Annotated in this window: 18 protein-coding genes; 10 read left to right on the top strand and 8 right to left on the bottom strand. The window is 71.4% G+C overall.

All coding sequences use genetic code 11. The features are described from left to right. Positions 1 to 37 precede the first annotated feature (37 nt). Together moaC and CXP56_RS13555 are read left to right on the top strand one after the other, a co-directional pair. On the top strand, positions 38 to 508 hold the full coding sequence (moaC, locus tag CXP56_RS13560) for a cyclic pyranopterin monophosphate synthase MoaC (protein WP_028848675.1): 471 nt from the start codon (positions 38 to 40) through the stop codon (positions 506 to 508). Next, positions 501 to 1,535, top strand: a complete 1,035-nt coding sequence (locus CXP56_RS13555) for a molybdenum cofactor biosynthesis protein MoaE (RefSeq protein ID WP_286901330.1) — start codon at positions 501 to 503, stop codon at positions 1,533 to 1,535. Before moaC ends, CXP56_RS13555 begins: the two co-directional genes overlap by 8 nt. A gap of 782 nt (positions 1,536 to 2,317) precedes the next feature. On the opposite strand, the gene CXP56_RS13550 is transcribed toward CXP56_RS13555, so the two are convergent. From CXP56_RS13550 to moaA, 3 genes are all read right to left on the bottom strand, one after another. Further along, positions 2,318 to 2,980: a LysM peptidoglycan-binding domain-containing protein gene (locus CXP56_RS13550; RefSeq protein ID WP_028848677.1), complete on the bottom strand. Its 663-nt coding sequence runs from the start codon at positions 2,978 to 2,980 to the stop codon at positions 2,318 to 2,320. Positions 2,981 to 3,392: 412 nt separating this feature from the next. Further along, complete coding sequence (locus tag CXP56_RS13545; protein ID WP_028848678.1) at positions 3,393 to 3,647, bottom strand: MoaD/ThiS family protein; 255 nt, start codon at positions 3,645 to 3,647, stop codon at positions 3,393 to 3,395. Position 3,648: 1 nt separating this feature from the next. Further along, a complete protein-coding gene (moaA, locus tag CXP56_RS13540; RefSeq protein ID WP_028848679.1) occupies positions 3,649 to 4,683 on the bottom strand; it encodes a GTP 3',8-cyclase MoaA in 1,035 nt (344 codons plus the stop codon). A 158-nt stretch (positions 4,684 to 4,841) separates the two neighbouring features. On the opposite strand from moaA, the gene CXP56_RS13535 reads away from it, so the two are divergent. From CXP56_RS13535 to CXP56_RS13510, 6 genes are all read left to right on the top strand, one after another. Then, on the top strand, positions 4,842 to 5,249 hold the full coding sequence (locus CXP56_RS13535) for a TOBE domain-containing protein (RefSeq protein ID WP_028848680.1): 408 nt from the start codon (positions 4,842 to 4,844) through the stop codon (positions 5,247 to 5,249). After that, a complete protein-coding gene (gene modA / locus CXP56_RS13530; RefSeq protein ID WP_038045502.1) occupies positions 5,246 to 5,989 on the top strand; it encodes a molybdate ABC transporter substrate-binding protein in 744 nt (247 codons plus the stop codon). Before CXP56_RS13535 ends, modA begins: the two co-directional genes overlap by 4 nt. Continuing rightward, positions 5,964 to 6,785 carry an ABC transporter permease gene (locus CXP56_RS13525; protein ID WP_051310389.1) on the top strand — a complete coding sequence of 274 codons (822 nt, stop codon included), beginning with the start codon at positions 5,964 to 5,966 and terminating at the stop codon, positions 6,783 to 6,785. The genes modA and CXP56_RS13525 overlap by 26 nt, the downstream gene beginning before the upstream one ends. Further along, complete coding sequence (locus CXP56_RS13520) at positions 6,782 to 7,876, top strand: sulfate/molybdate ABC transporter ATP-binding protein (protein ID WP_286901325.1); 1,095 nt, start codon at positions 6,782 to 6,784, stop codon at positions 7,874 to 7,876. Before CXP56_RS13525 ends, CXP56_RS13520 begins: the two co-directional genes overlap by 4 nt. A gap of 63 nt (positions 7,877 to 7,939) precedes the next feature. Next, positions 7,940 to 8,776, top strand: a complete 837-nt coding sequence (locus tag CXP56_RS13515) for a metallophosphoesterase (protein WP_038045504.1) — start codon at positions 7,940 to 7,942, stop codon at positions 8,774 to 8,776. 233 nt (positions 8,777 to 9,009) lie between these two features. Continuing rightward, entirely contained in the window at positions 9,010 to 9,924 is a 915-nt protein-coding gene (locus CXP56_RS13510) for a DUF742 domain-containing protein (RefSeq protein WP_286901324.1), read from the top strand. Positions 9,925 to 9,981: 57 nt separating this feature from the next. Here CXP56_RS13510 and CXP56_RS13505 read toward each other — a convergent pair whose 3' ends face one another. After that, positions 9,982 to 10,197, bottom strand: coding sequence for a hypothetical protein (locus tag CXP56_RS13505; protein WP_028848684.1), 216 nt, complete (start codon positions 10,195 to 10,197; stop codon positions 9,982 to 9,984). Between the two features lie 210 nt (positions 10,198 to 10,407). Between CXP56_RS13505 and CXP56_RS13500 the strand changes: the two genes are divergently transcribed. After that, positions 10,408 to 10,794: a cold-shock protein gene (locus CXP56_RS13500; protein WP_028848685.1), complete on the top strand. Its 387-nt coding sequence runs from the start codon at positions 10,408 to 10,410 to the stop codon at positions 10,792 to 10,794. A gap of 163 nt (positions 10,795 to 10,957) precedes the next feature. On the opposite strand, the gene CXP56_RS13495 is transcribed toward CXP56_RS13500, so the two are convergent. The 3 genes from CXP56_RS13495 to CXP56_RS13485 form a co-directional block, all read right to left on the bottom strand. Next, the gene (locus CXP56_RS13495) at positions 10,958 to 11,419 is read right to left on the bottom strand and encodes a DUF2771 family protein (protein ID WP_028848686.1); all 462 of its coding nucleotides are present in this window, start codon (positions 11,417 to 11,419) and stop codon (positions 10,958 to 10,960) included. Between the two features lie 10 nt (positions 11,420 to 11,429). Continuing rightward, positions 11,430 to 13,577, bottom strand: coding sequence for an MFS transporter (locus tag CXP56_RS13490; RefSeq protein ID WP_084609343.1), 2,148 nt, complete (start codon positions 13,575 to 13,577; stop codon positions 11,430 to 11,432). Positions 13,578 to 13,807: 230 nt separating this feature from the next. After that, the gene (locus CXP56_RS13485) at positions 13,808 to 14,500 is read right to left on the bottom strand and encodes a glutaminyl-peptide cyclotransferase (protein ID WP_038045802.1); all 693 of its coding nucleotides are present in this window, start codon (positions 14,498 to 14,500) and stop codon (positions 13,808 to 13,810) included. Here CXP56_RS13485 and CXP56_RS13480 point away from each other — a divergent pair. Next, positions 14,468 to 15,592, top strand: coding sequence for a DUF3027 domain-containing protein (locus CXP56_RS13480; RefSeq protein ID WP_353744558.1), 1,125 nt, complete (start codon positions 14,468 to 14,470; stop codon positions 15,590 to 15,592). The two genes, CXP56_RS13485 and CXP56_RS13480, sit on opposite strands and share 33 nt — an antisense overlap. Here the strand turns inward: CXP56_RS13480 and CXP56_RS13475 are convergent. Continuing rightward, a complete protein-coding gene (locus CXP56_RS13475; RefSeq protein ID WP_051310393.1) occupies positions 15,577 to 15,870 on the bottom strand; it encodes a DUF2530 domain-containing protein in 294 nt (97 codons plus the stop codon). The two genes, CXP56_RS13480 and CXP56_RS13475, sit on opposite strands and share 16 nt — an antisense overlap.

Below are 15,870 nucleotides of genomic sequence, written 5' to 3'. Positions count from 1 at the left end.
GGCAGCCGGTCCGGGTGACCGGCAGTAGCCTGCATATGTGAGCGAGTTGAGTCACCTCGACGCGTCCGGCGCGGCCCGCATGGTCGACGTCTCCGAGAAGGCCGCGACCACCCGCACGGCAGTGGCGACCGGTGTGGTGCGGACGACGCCCGAGGTCATCGGGCTGATCAGCGAAGGCGGGCTGCCCAAGGGGGACGCCCTGGCGACCGCGCGGGTGGCAGGCATCATGGCCGCGAAACGCACCCCGGAGCTGATCCCGTTGTGCCACCCGTTGGCCATCTCCGGCGTCAAGGTCGACTTCGAGCTGGCCGAGTCGGAGGTGCGGATCACCGCCACCGTGCGCACGACGGATCGCACCGGGGTGGAGATGGAGGCGTTGACCGCGGTCGCGGTGGCCGGTTTGACGGTGCACGACATGATCAAGGCCGTCGATCCCGCCGCCACCCTCGACGCGGTGCGGCTGGAACGCAAAGAAGGCGGAAAACGGGGGGTATGGACCCGTGACTGACCAGCAAGCTCGGCACGCCAGGAACGGTCAGCGGCGGACCGCGCGGGTGGTGGTGGCGTCGAACCGCGCCGCCGCCGGGATCTACCCGGATCGCACCGGGCCGATCATCGCGCAGTGGCTGGCCGCCCGCGGCTTCGCCGTGGAGGGCCCGGTGGTCGTTCCGGACGGGGACCCGGTCGGTGCCACGCTGCAGGACGCCGCCGAAAAGGGACTGGACCTGGTGATCACGACCGGTGGGACCGGGATCTCGCCGACGGACCGCACGCCGGAAGTCACCGCCGAGGTCGTCGACTACCACGTGCCCGGGTTGGCCGATGCCATCCGCCGCGCAGGCCTGCCCCATGTGCCGACCGCGGTGCTGTCCCGGGGAACGGTGGGGGTCGCCGGGCGGACGCTGATCGTGAACCTGCCCGGGTCACGCGGCGGCGTGATGGACGGCCTCGGGGTTCTCGAGGGGGTTCTCGACCACGCGCTCTCGCAGATCGCGGGCGGCGACCACGAACGAGCGGGCGAGCAGGACGCCTCGGCCGCCGCTGCAGTGAAGGAGCAGGCCATGTCCAGCGAGACCGCCGCCGGTACCGGTGGCGAATCCGGCGAGCGGGCCGTTCGGGTCGTGCTTGCCGAGATCACCGAGGAGAAGCTGGACGTCGCGGAGCACGAACGGCTGGTCGCCGACGAAGCGGCTGGTGCCGTGGTGTCGTTCGCGGGTGTGGTGCGCAATCACGACGGTGGCCGGTCGGTGGCCGCCCTGCACTACGAGGGGCACCCCACCGCGAAGGACGTCTTGCGGTCGGTGGTCTCCGAGGTGGCCGAGCGGCATCCGCAGATGCGGGCCGTGGCGATCAGCCACCGGATCGGCGACCTCGGCATCGGGGACGTGGCGCTGGCCTGCGCGGTGTCGGCGCCGCATCGGCGGGAGGCTTTCGCCGCGTGCGCGGACCTGGTCGACACGGCGAAGGCGCGACTGCCGATCTGGAAGCACCAGCGCTTCACCGACGGCACCGACGAGTGGGTCAACTCGCCGTGACAGTGGCAGCTCCGGTGGCCTCCGCGGCAGTTGTCCACAGGCCTGGGGACAACTGAACCGTCGACGTGGGGGCGGTGACCGGTTCTCCGGCCGCCGTGTTCCGGTTTCCGGGCCGGCTCGCGGCGTCCCACTGTCAGCTGCGGCCTGCTGGCCGAGCGTTCGTGGCCGGGGATGGTCCGTGTGAGCCGGCGCGCTTCGGATGGCCGCGATCTGGCCATGGGTGCTCGGCGCCTGGCTGCGGTTTGCCTGCTGTGAGGGCGTGGCCCCGGCCTGGTCGCCCTATCACGGCTCGGGCATCCAGCAGACGCGCAGCGGCCGCATCTTCGGGCTGACCAGGGTCGTGGCAGGGCAGGTGCGATGGCTTGGTGCTGCTGTGTTTGTGCGTCGTGGCCTGCTGTGCCGTATGAAGGGTTCGTCGTGTGCTTTCGGGGCGCTGTCGCGGTGGCTTGTTGCCGCTTGGCGTCCCGCCGTCAGCTGCGGCCTGTTCGCCGGGTCAAGGAAGGGTTCGCCGGGGCCTGGCGGTTTGCGTCCACTGCGGTGCACCCGCAGCGGTGCGCCGCCGCCAGGCCCCGGCCTTCACACCCGATCGCGGAAGGTAGGGGGGTCGGCCCGCCAGGCGGTCAGCGGGCCGACGAACCGGCTGTGGGGGAACCAGCCGGGGATGGGGGAGCGCGGTGGGGCCCGCCGCGCGTGCACCGCACGCGCCGCAGGCCCCGTCGCATCGCATCGCCGGTCGGACGACCGGCCGGATCACCGGTCAGCTCACCGGGCCACCGAGCAGATCACTTGGTGGCGATCTTCTGGCCGACCAGGATCAGGTCAGGGTCGCTGATGTATTCCTTGTTCAGCTGGTGCAGCTTCTTCCAGCCGCCCTTGATGTTCTTCTCGGCCGCGATCTCGGACAGCGTGTCGCCCTTGCGGACCGTGTAGTCGCCGTTCGGGTTGGACTTGGTCACCCTGGCGCGCACCGGGGCGGCCTTCGGGGCGGGCTGAGCAGGCTTGGCCTGCTGCTGCTTCTGCTCCTGGGCGCCACCACCCTCGGTGTTGGTGCCCTGGTAGCTCTGGCCGCTGCCACCGGCGTTGTACCAGCCGGTCTTCGCCGAGCACGCGGGCCATGCGCCGGGACCCTGCGCGGCAAGGACCTTCTCGGCGATGCGGATCTGCTCGGCCCGCGACGCCTGGTGCGGCATGCCCTGGCCACCGTAGGCCTGCCAGGTGCTCGGCGAGAACTGCAGACCGCCGTAGTAGCCGTTGCCGGTGTTGATCGACCAGTCCCCGCTGCTCTCGCACTGCGCGAGCATGTCCCAGTTCGGGTTGTACCCGGCAGCGTTGGCCGGAGCGGCGGCGATCGCCAGCGGGGCGCCCATGGCCATGCCGGTGGCGGCAACGCGGGCGATGTTGCGGCGAATGGTGGACGGCTTTCGGTGCTTGCCTCGATAAGACATGGGGACGTACTCGTACCTCCGCGCCACCGCACTGTGCAGGGGTCGTCCTGCGCGCGTCCCTGTCCCGGAGTTCCTTCGGATCGGGGGATGGGTTGCGGGGTCCCACCGGACAGGGCATGGCGAGCGGAACCCCGTGCTGTGGCCGGTTCGGGGCCGACCGAGCATCGACGGTACGTAATCGCGTTCGATAACGGAAATGAAACGATGCGTGATCTACCTCACAGTAACGCGAGCTTTTCGCCTGCGATTGCGACATTTTCGCAGGTCAGAGGCTTGTTATCGACTCGTGTCCAAGCCGAGATCAATTACCCAGGGTGAGGTTTGGCTCACGTGTACTGTGACCGCTACTACGTTCGTGGCAGGGCTCGTCGCCGCTTCGGCGGGCCGGTCCGGCCGGGTCCTGCGGCGCGGCTCAGCCGCCCGCGAAGGGTGGCAGCACGTCCACCTGTTCGCCGTCCGCCAGGGCCCGCTTGCGGTCGGTGGTGGCCACCCCGTTGATCAGGAAGCTGGCCATGGACAGCACCCGTGCGAGCTTGCCGGGATGGTCGGCGGCCAGCCGTGCGACGAGATCGTCCAGGGTGGCGCCGTCCGGCATGGCCACCGCCTCCGAGTCGGCGCCCGCCGCGGCGCGGGCCGATGCGTAGTAGTTGACCTGGACCTTGAGCATCTCACCCACCAATCGCACTCATCGGACGCAGCGGCTGGGCGAATCCCGCGGAGTTGATCTCGTGACCGGGGCCCTTGGCCCACATGGTGGCCCGCCAGGCGTTGGCGACGTCCTCGTCGGAGCCCCCGCTGCGCAGGATCGTCCGCAGGTCGGTCTCGTCCGTGCTGAACAGGCACGACCGCAGTGAACCGTCCGCGGTCAGCCGGGTGCGGTTGCACGCCTGGCAGAACGGCTTGGTCACCGAGGCGATGACGCCGACCTCGCCGGGGCCGCCGTCGACCAGCCAGCGTTCCGCGGGTGCCGACCCGCGCTCCGCCGGGCTGGGCTCGAGCGTGAACTCGGTGCGGAGGATGGCCAGGATCTCGTCGGCGGTGATCATTTCCGCGCGGTTCCACTGGTGCTGGGCGTCCAGCGGCATCTGCTCGATGAACCGCAGGTGGTAGCCGTGCTCCAGGCAGAACCGCAGCAACGAGCAGGCTTGGTGGTCGTTCACCCCGCGCAGCAGGACGGCGTTGACCTTCACCGGGCGCAGCCCGGCTTCCTGGGCGGCGCGCAGCCCTTCCAGTACGTGGTGCAGCCGGTCGCGCCGGGTGATCTCGACGAACGTCTGCCGGTCGATCGTGTCCAGCGAGACGTTGATTCGGTCGAGACCGGCTGCGGCCAGCCGGGCGGCCCGCTTGGCCAGGCCGATGCCGTTGGTGGTCATGGCCACCCGGGGGCGCGGGCGCAGCGCCGTGATCTCGGCGACGAGGTCTTCCAGTCCGCGCCGCAGCAGTGGCTCACCGCCGGTCAGGCGGATGTCGGTGATGCCCAGGTCGCGCACCGCGATGCGGAGCACGCGCAGCAGTTCCTCGTCGGTCAGGATGTCCGCACTGGGCAGCCAGTCCAGCCCTTCCGCGGGCATGCAGTACTGGCAGCGCAAATTGCATCGATCGGTGAGGGAAACGCGCAGATCGGTAGCGACGCGGCCGTACTTGTCGATCAACCCCGGGGTGTCCGGGCGGCCGGCCATGTCGGCTCCTCCGTAGTCGCGCATCACGCGAGGGAGTCCAAGGTTGATCGCCGTCACACCACCCAGGGTAGCCGTGGGGGCAACCGTTGCGCGCCCACCAATTCCGCGGTTCAGCGCGTGAATTTGCACATGCGGAGCCACGAGCTGGATTCTGACGTACGTGCGGATCTAGACTTCAAATCGTGCCGCTGTATCGGATTTCGGAAGCCGCTCAGCTCCTCGGCGTCAGCGACGACACGGTGCGCCGCTGGGTCAAGGCGGGCGAGCTGACCGCGAGCACGGACGCCGCGGGGCGTGCGGTGGTCGACGGCGCGGAGCTGGCGGCCAAAGCGCGGGCGTACGCGGCCGAGGTGGCCGACCCGTCCGCGGTGAACCGGTCGGCGCGCAATCGTTTCGTCGGCCTGGTGACCGACGTGGTGTCCGACACCGTGATGGCACAGGTCGAGTTGCAGTGCGGTCCGCATCGGGTGGTGTCGCTGATGAGCTCGGAAGCGGTGCGGGAACTCGGGCTCCGCCCCGGTTCGCTGGCGGTCGCGGTCGTCAAAGCCACCACCGTCGTGGTGGAGACCCCGCAGCGGAGGCAGGCATGAGGCTGACGAGGGTGGTCGCAGCGGCTGCCATCGCCCTGTTGCTGGCGGGGTGCGCGACGGCGGAGGCGACGCGCACGGTCACGGTGTTCGCGGCCGCTTCGCTGACCGAGACTTTCGAGCAGCTCGCGGAGAAGTTCGAAGCCCGCCGCGAGGGCGTGGACGTGCGGCTCAGCTTCGGCGGATCGTCCCGGCTGGCGGAGCAGCTGGCCGAAGGGGCACCGGCGGACGTGTTCGCCGCGGCCGACGACAAGGCGATGGCGAAGGCGGTGCAGGCAGGGGTGATCGACGGCGAACCGCAACGGTTCGCGCGGAACCGGATGACCATCGCCGTGGCCCCGGGCAACCCCAAGAAGATCGACGGCTTAACCGGCCTTCGGGGCGACGTGGTGCTGGTGACCTGCGCTCCCGAAGTGCCATGCGGCCGGGCGGCGCAGGCGTTGGCGGCGAACGCCAACGTGCGTCTGCAACCCGCGAGTGAAGAACCCGACGTGAAATCCGTGCTCGGCAAGGTCGCGGCCGGGGAGGCCGATGCGGGCCTGGTCTACGTCACCGACGTGCGGGCGGCCGCTGGCAAGGTCGACGCGGTGCCGATCACCGGCGCTGATGCCGTGGCCAATGCGTACCCGATCGCCACGACCCGGGAAGCCGCGGAGCCGGATCTGGCCAGGCAGTTCGTCGAATTCGTGCTCAGTGACGAAGGACAGCGGGTGTTGCGTGACGCGGGATTCGACGCTCCGTAGCGGGCTTCGGTCGCCGCGGCTGCTGTGGATTCCTGCGGCGGCCGGCCTGGCGCTGATCGTGCTGCCCGTGGCCGGGCTGTTGTTCCGGGTCGACTTCGCCCGGCTGCCGGAGTTGCTGACCTCGCAGGCTTCGCTTGACGCGCTGGAGCTGTCGCTGGTCACCGCGGGACTGTCGACCCTGCTGTGCGTGCTGCTCGGCGTACCGCTTGCTGTCGTGCTGGCCCGGGTTCGTCGAGGTGGCCGTGTGCTGCGCGCTGTGGTGGTGCTGCCGTTGGTCATGCCGCCCGTGGTGGGCGGGCTCGCGTTGTTGTACCTGCTCGGCCGCAACGGCTTCGCCGGATACCTGCTGGACGTGGTTGCCGGGGTGCGGGTCCCGTTCACGACCGCTGCGGTGGTGCTGGCGCAGACGTTCGTGGCCATGCCGTTTCTGGTGATCAGCCTGGACGGTGCGATTCGCGCCGGGGGAGACGAGTACGAGCGGGTGGCCGCGACACTCGGCGCGGGGCCGTGGGTGGTGTTCACCCGGGTGACGCTGCCGTTGCTGCTGCCGCCGTTGGCGTCCGGTGTGGTGCTCAGCTTCGCCCGCGCTCTCGGCGAGTTCGGCGCCACGATCACGTTCGCCGGCAGCCTGCAGGCGGTGACACGAACGCTTCCGCTGGAGGTCTACGCGCAGGCCGAGGCGGACGTGGAAAGCGCGGTGGCGTTGTCCTTGCTGTTGATCGTGGTGGCGATCGCGGTGATCGTGGCCGCGGGCCCGCGCATGACCGCGCGTGTGACCGAGGGGGCCCGGCCATGACGCTGCGGGCCGTCGTGCGGGCGGCGCGCGGACAGTTCCGGCTGTCGGTGGAGTTGTCCGCGGAGCGTGGGCACGTGGTCGCCGTGCTGGGGCACAACGGTGCAGGCAAATCGACACTGCTGGACTGCCTTGCCGGGCTGCTGCGGTCCGACGAGACGTCCGTCCGGCTCGACGGCCGCGAACTCGGCTCGCTGCCGCCGCATCGACGGCGGGTCGGCCTCCTGCGGCAGCGCCCGTTGCTGTTTCCCCACTTGACCGTGCGGGACAACGTGGCCTTCGGCCCACGGGCGGCGGGGGCGAGCCGACGCCAGGCGCGGGCCATCGCAGGCAGGTGGCTGGCCGCCGTCGGCGCCGAGGAGTATGCGGATCGGCGGCCGGACCAGCTGTCCGGCGGCCAGGCCCAGCGGGTGGCGCTGGCCCGCGCGCTGGCGACCGAGCCCGAGCTGCTGTTGCTCGACGAGCCACTGGCCGCGTTGGACGCCGATGCCGCCCCGGCGATGCGTGCCCTGCTGCGCACGGTGTTGCGTTCGGCATCGAAACGGGTGACGGTCCTGGTGACGCACGACCCGCTCGATGCGCTCGCGCTGGCCGACACCGCGCTGGTGCTGGCCGATGGCCGGGTGGTGGAGCGTGGACCGACGCAGCGCGTCCTGTCCGCGCCTCGTACTCCATTCGCTGCGCGCTTGGCCGGGCTCAACCTGGTGGCCGGCGAAGCCGTCGAAGGTGGACTGCGCACGCCGGACGGCGACCTGCTCAGCGGATTGCACGCCGAAGGGCTCGAGCCGCATACGCCCGCCGTCGCGGTGTTCGCGCCGTCGGCGGTGTCGGTGTACCCGCGCGGCGAGTCGGTGCCGGGCAGTCCCCGCAACACCGCGGAAGCGGTCGTCGCTGCGGTGGAGCCGCACGGGCCGGTGATCCGGGTACGCACCCGCGCCAGTGGCGGCTGGGCCGGTGGGCTGACGGCCGATCTGACCCCCGCAGCCGTCGCCGATTTGGCCTTGGACCCCGGCAAACCCGTCACGGTCGTGGTGAAAGCCACCGCGGTCGACGTGCACCCGGCATCGCCCCTTTCGGCCGCCCGGTCCGCCTGAACTGACCGGCTCGACGGCCTGAGCTGCCACAACGCCCCGCACGGGCCTACAGTTGAAACGACTATGAGTGACAGGCAGCGGCCCACGTACGTCGTCGGCGACGTACACGGCCACCGGGACCAGCTCGCCGACGCGCTGCGCGCCGCCGGCCTGCTCGACGACGACGACCGGTGGGCAGGCGGGAACGCGCGCGTGTGGTTTCTCGGCGACTTCGTCGACCGTGGCCCGGACGGCATCGGCGTCATCGACCTGGTGATGAGCCTGGCCGACCAGGCGGGCGAAGCCGGTGGTGCGGTCGACTCGGTGCTCGGCAACCACGAGATCCTGATGCTCGGCATGTACACGTTCGGCGACACCGCGGTGCCGTCGGACTTCGGCATCCGCAGCTTCGCGCGCAGCTGGCTGCTCAACGGCGGGCGAATCCGGGACATCCAGGGACTGACCGACCGGCACCTGGAGTGGCTGACCAGCAGGCCGGTGATCGCGCACGCGGCCGATCACCTGCTGATGCACTCCGACACCACGGCCTACCTGGAGTGGGGCGACGACGCGAACTCGATCAACAAAGCGGTGCGCGACATCCTGGCTGGGGACGACCTGGTCGAGTGGTGGGACGTGTGGAGCCGCATGACCACCCGCTACGCCTTCCGCGGGCCGGACGGGCCGGAGGTGGCCGGCCTGCTGCTGGAGCGGCTGGGCGGGCAGCGCATCGTGCACGGGCACAGCGTGATCGCCGACCAGATGGGCGTCGCCCCGGAGGACGTGACCGGGCCGCTGCTGTATGCGGGCGGCAAGGTGCTGGGCATCGACGGTGGCGTGTTCGTCGGCGGGCCGATGCTCGTCGTGTCTTTGCCGTACCAAGAGCCGGGCGGGGACGCGGAACCGCGCGACGCCGAATGACCTGCCCGCGCGTCCCACGACCGGGACGCATTCGCACCGTGGCGGTGGACTGCGCCCGCCGGGAGGCAGGCCTTAGAGTGAGCCCTTGATCCGACGGCAGGTGAGGAGCTTCGAGGGAGGAACCAATCATGGGCGGCTCCCGCGGCGTGTTCCGGTGGAGCGGTCGTCGCCGGACGCCTGCCGTGACCCAGGTGCCCGCGGCATCAGCCGAGAGCGACGAGAGCGAGAGCCGCGTGGCGGTGGATCGGAACGCGCACGACAGCGCGGCCACCGCGAAGGTGGCGGAGCCCGCCTGGCCGGACGAGGGGCCCGACGAAGAAGGCCCGGCCCAGCAGGTCGTCGGGGAGCCGGTGATCGCCGGCGAGTCGCCGGACGCCGAGAACCCAGCAGATGCCGATCCCCTGCAGACGGAAGCGCAGGTCACGGGCGTCGGCGAGCAGAACGCCGTTGACGAAGCCGACGCTGCGTCGGATGCGGAAGCGGTGGCTGACGACGGTCGGGGAACCGAACACACGGTCGCGCATCCCTCCGAGTCCGACCAAGACACTGCGCGCGGTGATGCCGAGTCGAAGCGCGCGGCCAGCGTGGACGCCGAGCAGTCAGGCTACGCGCGCGAAGAAGGTGCGGCCCCGGCGGAATCCGACGCTTCGGACGGAGCAGAAGAGGCCGAGCCGGTTGAGGTCGTCATGGCGCAGGAGGCAGCGGGGCGGCCGGAGGGTGCGAAGCCCGCCGAGGCCACACACGGCGCAGCAGGCCCGACGCCGCAGCAGCCGGACACCGGGCCGACGCCGGTGCGCGAGGAGACGGACGACCTGGGGGAGGTCGCCTGGGTCCGCCCCTACGTCTGGACCGGGGGCAAGACCACCTCCCCGCCCACGTTCGCCATGGAAACCCTGGTGAGCGCGAAAGCCGCCGGCCCCGCCGCGGCGGTCAAGGACGAGCACCGGCGTGTCCTCGAGCTCTGCGCGCAGCCTCGCTCGGTCAGCGAGGTGGCCGCGATGCTGTCGGTGCCCCTTGGCGTGGCCAAGACCCTGCTCGCCTCGATGGTCGAGGAGAACCTGATCACCGTGCATCCGGCAGGTTCCGGTGCGGAAGGACCGGACCTGGAGCTGATGCAACGGGTGCTGCGCGGCCTGCGCGACCTCTAGCCGTCGCCGCACGGCCGGAGCAGGCCGAAGCGCGTGCGGCCGGTGCTTTCCGGCTGGTCAGCCGCGGGCGCGCGCTTCCCGCAGCAGCGCCACCAGGCCGAGGGCGAACCCGATCGTGGTCAGCCCGATCGCCGCGACGTTGAGCCACCACGGCAGCTCGGTCTGGCCCGCGGCGTACAACCCGAGGATCACCAGCACCCCGAGGATCCCGGCGGCGAAACAAGCCACCGCGGCCTGGACCATCCGGTGCGGTCGACGGTGCGAAGCGGTCACGAGGACAAAGGGTACGGATGCTTGTGTCGCGCACCGCAGGCGCATGAGAAACCTTCGCGCCGGGCCTTCTAAACTCGCTACGCTGTACTTGACGCGCGTCGGGAGGGCGACCCCCCGGGGCGCGTTCGTCGTGCGAGCAGGCTTGCGCGCGTACGCGCGTACTCGAGGAGTTCGTGCGCGCGCTCGAGCAGAAAAGGAACGGTGAGTTCGGTGCCGACCGGCAGGGTCAAGTGGTACGACGCGGAGAAGGGCTTCGGGTTCGTCTCCCAGGACGGGGGCGAGGACGTGTACGTCCGGAAATCGGCGTTGCCGCGTGGCGTTGAGACGCTCAAGGCCGGACAGCGCCTGGAGTTCGGGATCGCCGACGGACGTCGCGGTCCGCAGGCCCTCTCGGTGCGGCTGATCGACCCGCTGCCGTCGGTCGCCGAGGCTCGCCGCCGCCCCGCCGAAGAGCTGCACGGCGTGATCGAGGACATGATCAAGCTGCTGGAGGCCAGGGTGCAGCCCGGGCTGCGGCGTGGCCGGTATCCGGAACGCCGCCACGCCAAGCGGATCGCCGAAGTGCTGCGGGCGGTTGCGGACGATCTCGATCCGTAGTCGTGGTGTCCGCGCACCCCACGCGGTGGGGTGCCGGGAAGGCTCCGGATTCCTGCCGCACCTGTCCGGACCCGCGCCCCACGCGGTGGGGTGCCGGGAAGGCGAACGGCGTGGCCGGGCGGAAGATCCAGTCCGCGCCCCACGGGTGCCGGGTGCCTGACGGTCAGCGGCCGCGCAGCTGCACGGACCACACGCCCCTGGCGACGATCACGCCGCTGTCGTCGAACGCGGCCCCGGCTTGCTGGATCTCCACCGTGAGCAGCCGCTGGCCAGGCGCGGGCCGCGCGGTGTAGGCGTAGGCCTCACCTGGGCTGAAGAACTCGTGCTGTACCGGCTGGGGACGGCCTTGCGCGTCCACCGACTGCACGTACACGAGCCAAGGAGATTCGGCGACCTCGGGCGGCACGGAGATCTGCATCGGCCGGTCGGGACGCACCGTCATGAGCCCTGCGGCCTGCGGGTTGGCCTCGCATTCGGTCACCCGTACGTCGCAGTACTGCACCGGTGCGAGCTGCATGGTCTTCCCGTCGGCGTACACCGTCAGCTCCGGAGGGCCGGACGCCGAGCAACCGGCGACGGTCGACGCGAGGGCAGCGAGCAACACGGCGGGCAAACGTCGCGGCATGCGCCGAAGCCTACTGGGGCGTCCATTTGGTGGTGCGCGGCCGCCGCTTGGTTCCGTCCGAACCGGACGGGCCACCGGTGGCGGGCGCCGCGCCTGCGGGCTCCGCTGAGCCGGAAGACGGCGCCGATCCCGCGGGCGTTCCGGACGTCGCTGCGGCAGCCCTGCGGCGACTGAAGATCTCCCGGCTCGGCAGCAACGACTTGCCGCGCCGCACCAGGATCGTCTGTACCAGGCCGAGCACCAGCAGGACGGAGATCACCAGGAAGCCGAGCCAGTAGGTGGGCGGCAGCAGCAGGCCGATCGCGCCGCCGAAGCACCAGGCCATCTGCAGCACGGTCTCCGACCGGCCGAACGCCGACGCGCGGGATTCCTCCGGCAGGTCGTGCTGGATGACCGCGTCCAGGCTGATCTTGGCCAGCGCGCTGCAGGTCGCGCCGATCAAGGCCACCAGCGCGGCCGTGGCGATCCCCGGCAGCAGCGCGGCCAGCACGGTGGCGGCGAGCGTGGTGGCGACCGCGACCGTGGTGACCTGGTCGGTGCCGCCCAGGTGCAGCCGGGAGCCGATGGCGTTGCCCACGAAGCCACCCGCGCCTGCGGCGGCACCGAGCACGCCGAGCAGCAGCAGCTGGACGAACGGGCTCTGGTCGTGCTGCTCCGCGGACGCCTTGACCGCGAACGCGGCGAACAGCATCAGGAATCCGGTCAGCAACCGGATCGTGCCGTTGCCCCACAGCGCCACCAGCACGCCGACGGTGATCGGCTGCTTGCCCGCAGGCTTGCGCCGGATGGCCTGCGAGTTCAGCGTCGCGGGCACCTCGCCCTCGGTGACCTCCACCCAGGACGGGATGCGCATCGCCTGCACGGTTCCGGCGACACAGATCGCCGCGGCGACCCAGGCCGCGCCCGGCGAGCCGGCGATCCAGCTGAACAGCGACGCGATGGCACCGCCGACGGCACCGGCGCCGAGCCCGAACACGGTCAACCGGGCGTTGGTCTTCGACAGGGTGATCTCCGGCGGCACCACCCGCGGGGTGACCGCCGACTTGAGCACCATGTACGACTTCGACAGCACCATCTTGCCCAGCGCCGCGGGATACAGCGCCCAGTTGTCGAAGTTCAGCGCGATGACCATGCACATCACGGCGGACGCGGCCGACGCGACGGCCATGGCCAGCCGCCTGCCGCGTTGGATCTTGTCCAGCGCAGGCCCGATCAGCGGCGCGATGACCGCGAACGGCGCGATGGTGATCAGCAGGTAGAGCGCGACCTTCCACTTCGACTCGGCGGTCGCGGCGGAGAAGAACAGCGTGTTGGCCAGCGCGACGGCCAAGGCCGCGTCGCTGGCGTAGTTGAGCATCAGCGACCAGCTCAGCGACGTCAGGCCGGACTCGTGGGCACCGTCGGCCCGGTGCACCCGCTGGAACAGCCGCACCGCGCGCTCGGACAGCTCCCGGCCGCGCATGGCCGCCACCCTGGTGACCGTGAGCTTCTTCGGCCACGGCCGCCCGTCCGGACCGACGGGACCGTCACCGGGCGGGACCTGGCCGCCGCCGGGAGGCACGTGCCCGCCGCCCGGCGGTTGGCCACCGTGCCCGCCGGCGTGGCCAGGCGGCTCGTGCCCCGGCCCCTCGTAGTGCGCGCGGCCCCGCTGGTCGTAGCCGCCGGGATGCGGGTAGCCATGCTCGTCGCGGCCCCGATACCCGCCGCGCTCCGGGTAGGGCCGCCCTGCGGGCCCGTCGTAGAACCGCTGCCTCCGCTCGTCGTAGGGCCGCTCACCGGGCGGCGGGGCCTGGCGCTCGTAGCCGCGGGACCGGTGACCCGGGGGCCGGAGGTAGCCGTCCGTTCCGTAGCGCTCCCAGCCGGGCGCGCCCGGCTCGGCCTGCTCACGCGGCTGCCTGCGCTGCTCCCGCTCCAGTTCGACGGTGTAGGCCTGGTCGGCGGTGATCCGGTGCGGAGGATCCTCCACCGGCGGCCTGGCAGCGGGCGGCTCGGCGAATCGCTTGGTCGGCGGGGGCGTGACGGCGCCCCGCGAGCGGCGCGTCGGCTCGGGATCCGGGACCCACTTGCGGGCGGGCTTGTTGCGGCCGCGACGGGACCGGCCCCCGAACACCGAGGGGCCCTTCCTGTCGTCGGAACCGGAACCGATCACTCTTCTCATCCTGCCTCATCGGCTCGTGTCGTGCGCGCAACACCGCTGCAAGATGAGGTGAAACTCGGGGAGGTCCCGGACCCGGTGTATGCGGTGCGCCCGGGCCACCACTTCGGTGAGACGACCGAGGAGTTCCCGGACCCGGTGCATGCGGTGCGCCCACGCGCTGCGGACCGTGGCCTCGCTCGCGCTGTGGCCGGCCGCGGCGGCCGGGTGCGCCCACGCACTGCGGACCGTGGTCACCCGGCGGGGACGAAGCGCACGCGGAACGTCTTCGGCCACAGCTTCCCGGTGATGAAGAAGGCGTCCGTGCCGGGAATGGCGGCGATGCCGTTGAGCACGTCGGCGTGCGCCCGCTCGTGCGGCTTCAGCAGGCCGGATGCGTCGATCTCGCCGGTGACGACGCCCGCGTCGGGGTCGATGCGCAGGATCGTGTCGGTCTGCCAGACGTTGGCGTAGACCACGTCGTCGACGCACTCCAGCTCGTTGAGGTCGTCCACCGGCATGCCGCCGGAGCGGATCCGCACCCGGCCGATCTCGGCGAACGTCCGCGGGTCACGGAAGGTGAGCACGTCGGTGCCGTCGCTCATCACCAGCCGTTCGGCTTCCGGCTGGTGGCACAGTCCCCAGCCTTCGCCGGAGTAGCGAACCCGCTCGCGCTCCTCGAGCGTGCGGGGATCGCGGCGGAAAGCGACTCCGTCCTGCCAGGTAAGCTGCCACAGGTCCGTGTCGGTGACGGTGATCCCTTCGCCGAACATCGGGGAAGGGAGCATGATCCGGCGCAGCTCCTTGCCCGTGGTCAGATCGATCGCACGCACGTACGACTGGCCGACCCGGCCGGTGCCCTCGTACAGTGTCCCGCGCGCGATCTCGAACCCCTGTGTGAAAGCGTTCCGATCATGGCGAAGCGTTTCAAGGACCTGTACGCGCAGGCGCTCGGGCGGTTGTTGCGCGACGAGCGCGTCCCGAGCACCCTCCGTGCCCGGATCGCCCGGTTCGCAGGCGAGCACGGCCATGCAGCCGACGACGGCGGTCAGCCGCGAGAGCAGCAGCTTGAGCGGCACCGTGCGCCGAGCGAGCCCGCCGCGCCCGTCCCGCCGTCCGCGAGCGCGCCGGAGCAGGCGGCGTCCGGCGCCGAGCAGGTCCAGCCGGAGGAGACGACGTCCGCGGTGCACCGGCCCAGCCTGCCAGATTCCCCGACGTCTATTCTCGAGCCCATGACCAGCGCGACCGAGGCACCACCACGGCCGGCACCGGAGCTGCTGGACGCGGTCGAGACCGCCCGCGCCGTCGCCCGTGAGGAAGCGGCGGACCGCGGCTACGACGAATCCGCGGTCGGCGACTACGTGGACCAGGTGGTCGAGGACGCTGCGGCGGTGACGTACCGCTTCGAGGCGCACGTGCCCGGTTACCGCGGTTGGCGCTGGGAGATCACGCTGGCGTCGGCCGGGGAGGGCTTCCCGGTCACGGTGAGCGAGGCGGTGCTGCGCCCCGGCCCGGACGCGCTGGTGGCCAAGCCGTGGGTGCCGTGGGAGCAGCGGGTGCGGCCGGGCGACCTGGGGGTCGGCGACCTGCTGCCCGCCGACCCGAACGACGAGCGGCTGGTTCCCGGCTACCTGCACAGCGACGATCCTGCCGTCGAGGAGGTGGCGCGCGAGGTCGGGCTCGGCCGGGTGCGGGTGCTGTCCTTCGAGGGCAGGATGCGGGCCGCGAAGCGCTGGCGTTCCGGTGAGTTCGGCCCGCGGTCGGACATGGCACGCAGCGTGCGGGAGACCTGTGGCACCTGCGGGTTCTACTACCCGCTGTCGGGCGCGCTGCGGGCGGCCTTCGGCGCGTGCTGCAACGAGTACTCGCCCGCGGACGGCCGGGTCGTGCATGTCGAGTACGGCTGCGGCGCGCATTCCGAGATCAAGGTGCAGCGTAGTTCCGGGGTGCCGGTGGCCGAGCTGGTCTACGACGACACCCAGCTGGACGTGGTGCCGCTCGGGTCGAACGCGGACGACCGCGGTCAGAGCCCGCGCTGAGCCCCGCGCGATCCGCGCCGGGAGGCCCAGCGCTGCCAGGAAACGACGCCCATCCCGACGAATCCGAGGACGAGCCCGGCCAGCGAGGTCTGTGGCCAGATGCCGACGTCGGCGTCGAACGCGTAGCGAAGCACCAGCGAGACGCCGAGGGCGACGGCCCATGCCCCGGTCCCGACGAGCAGCGGCGGCCGCAGGTCCACCAAGCTCTTGGGCAGGTCGGGTGGGGTGCGCCGACCGTCCGCGGTGGCGGCGCCATCCGGGTTCCGGTCGGTGGTCAT

It is taken from the genome of Thermocrispum sp. (assembly GCF_002919275.1).
GTDB classification, from domain to species: Bacteria; Actinomycetota; Actinomycetes; order Mycobacteriales; family Pseudonocardiaceae; genus Thermocrispum; species Thermocrispum agreste.
This window is presented reverse-complemented; position numbering and strand designations above follow the sequence as displayed.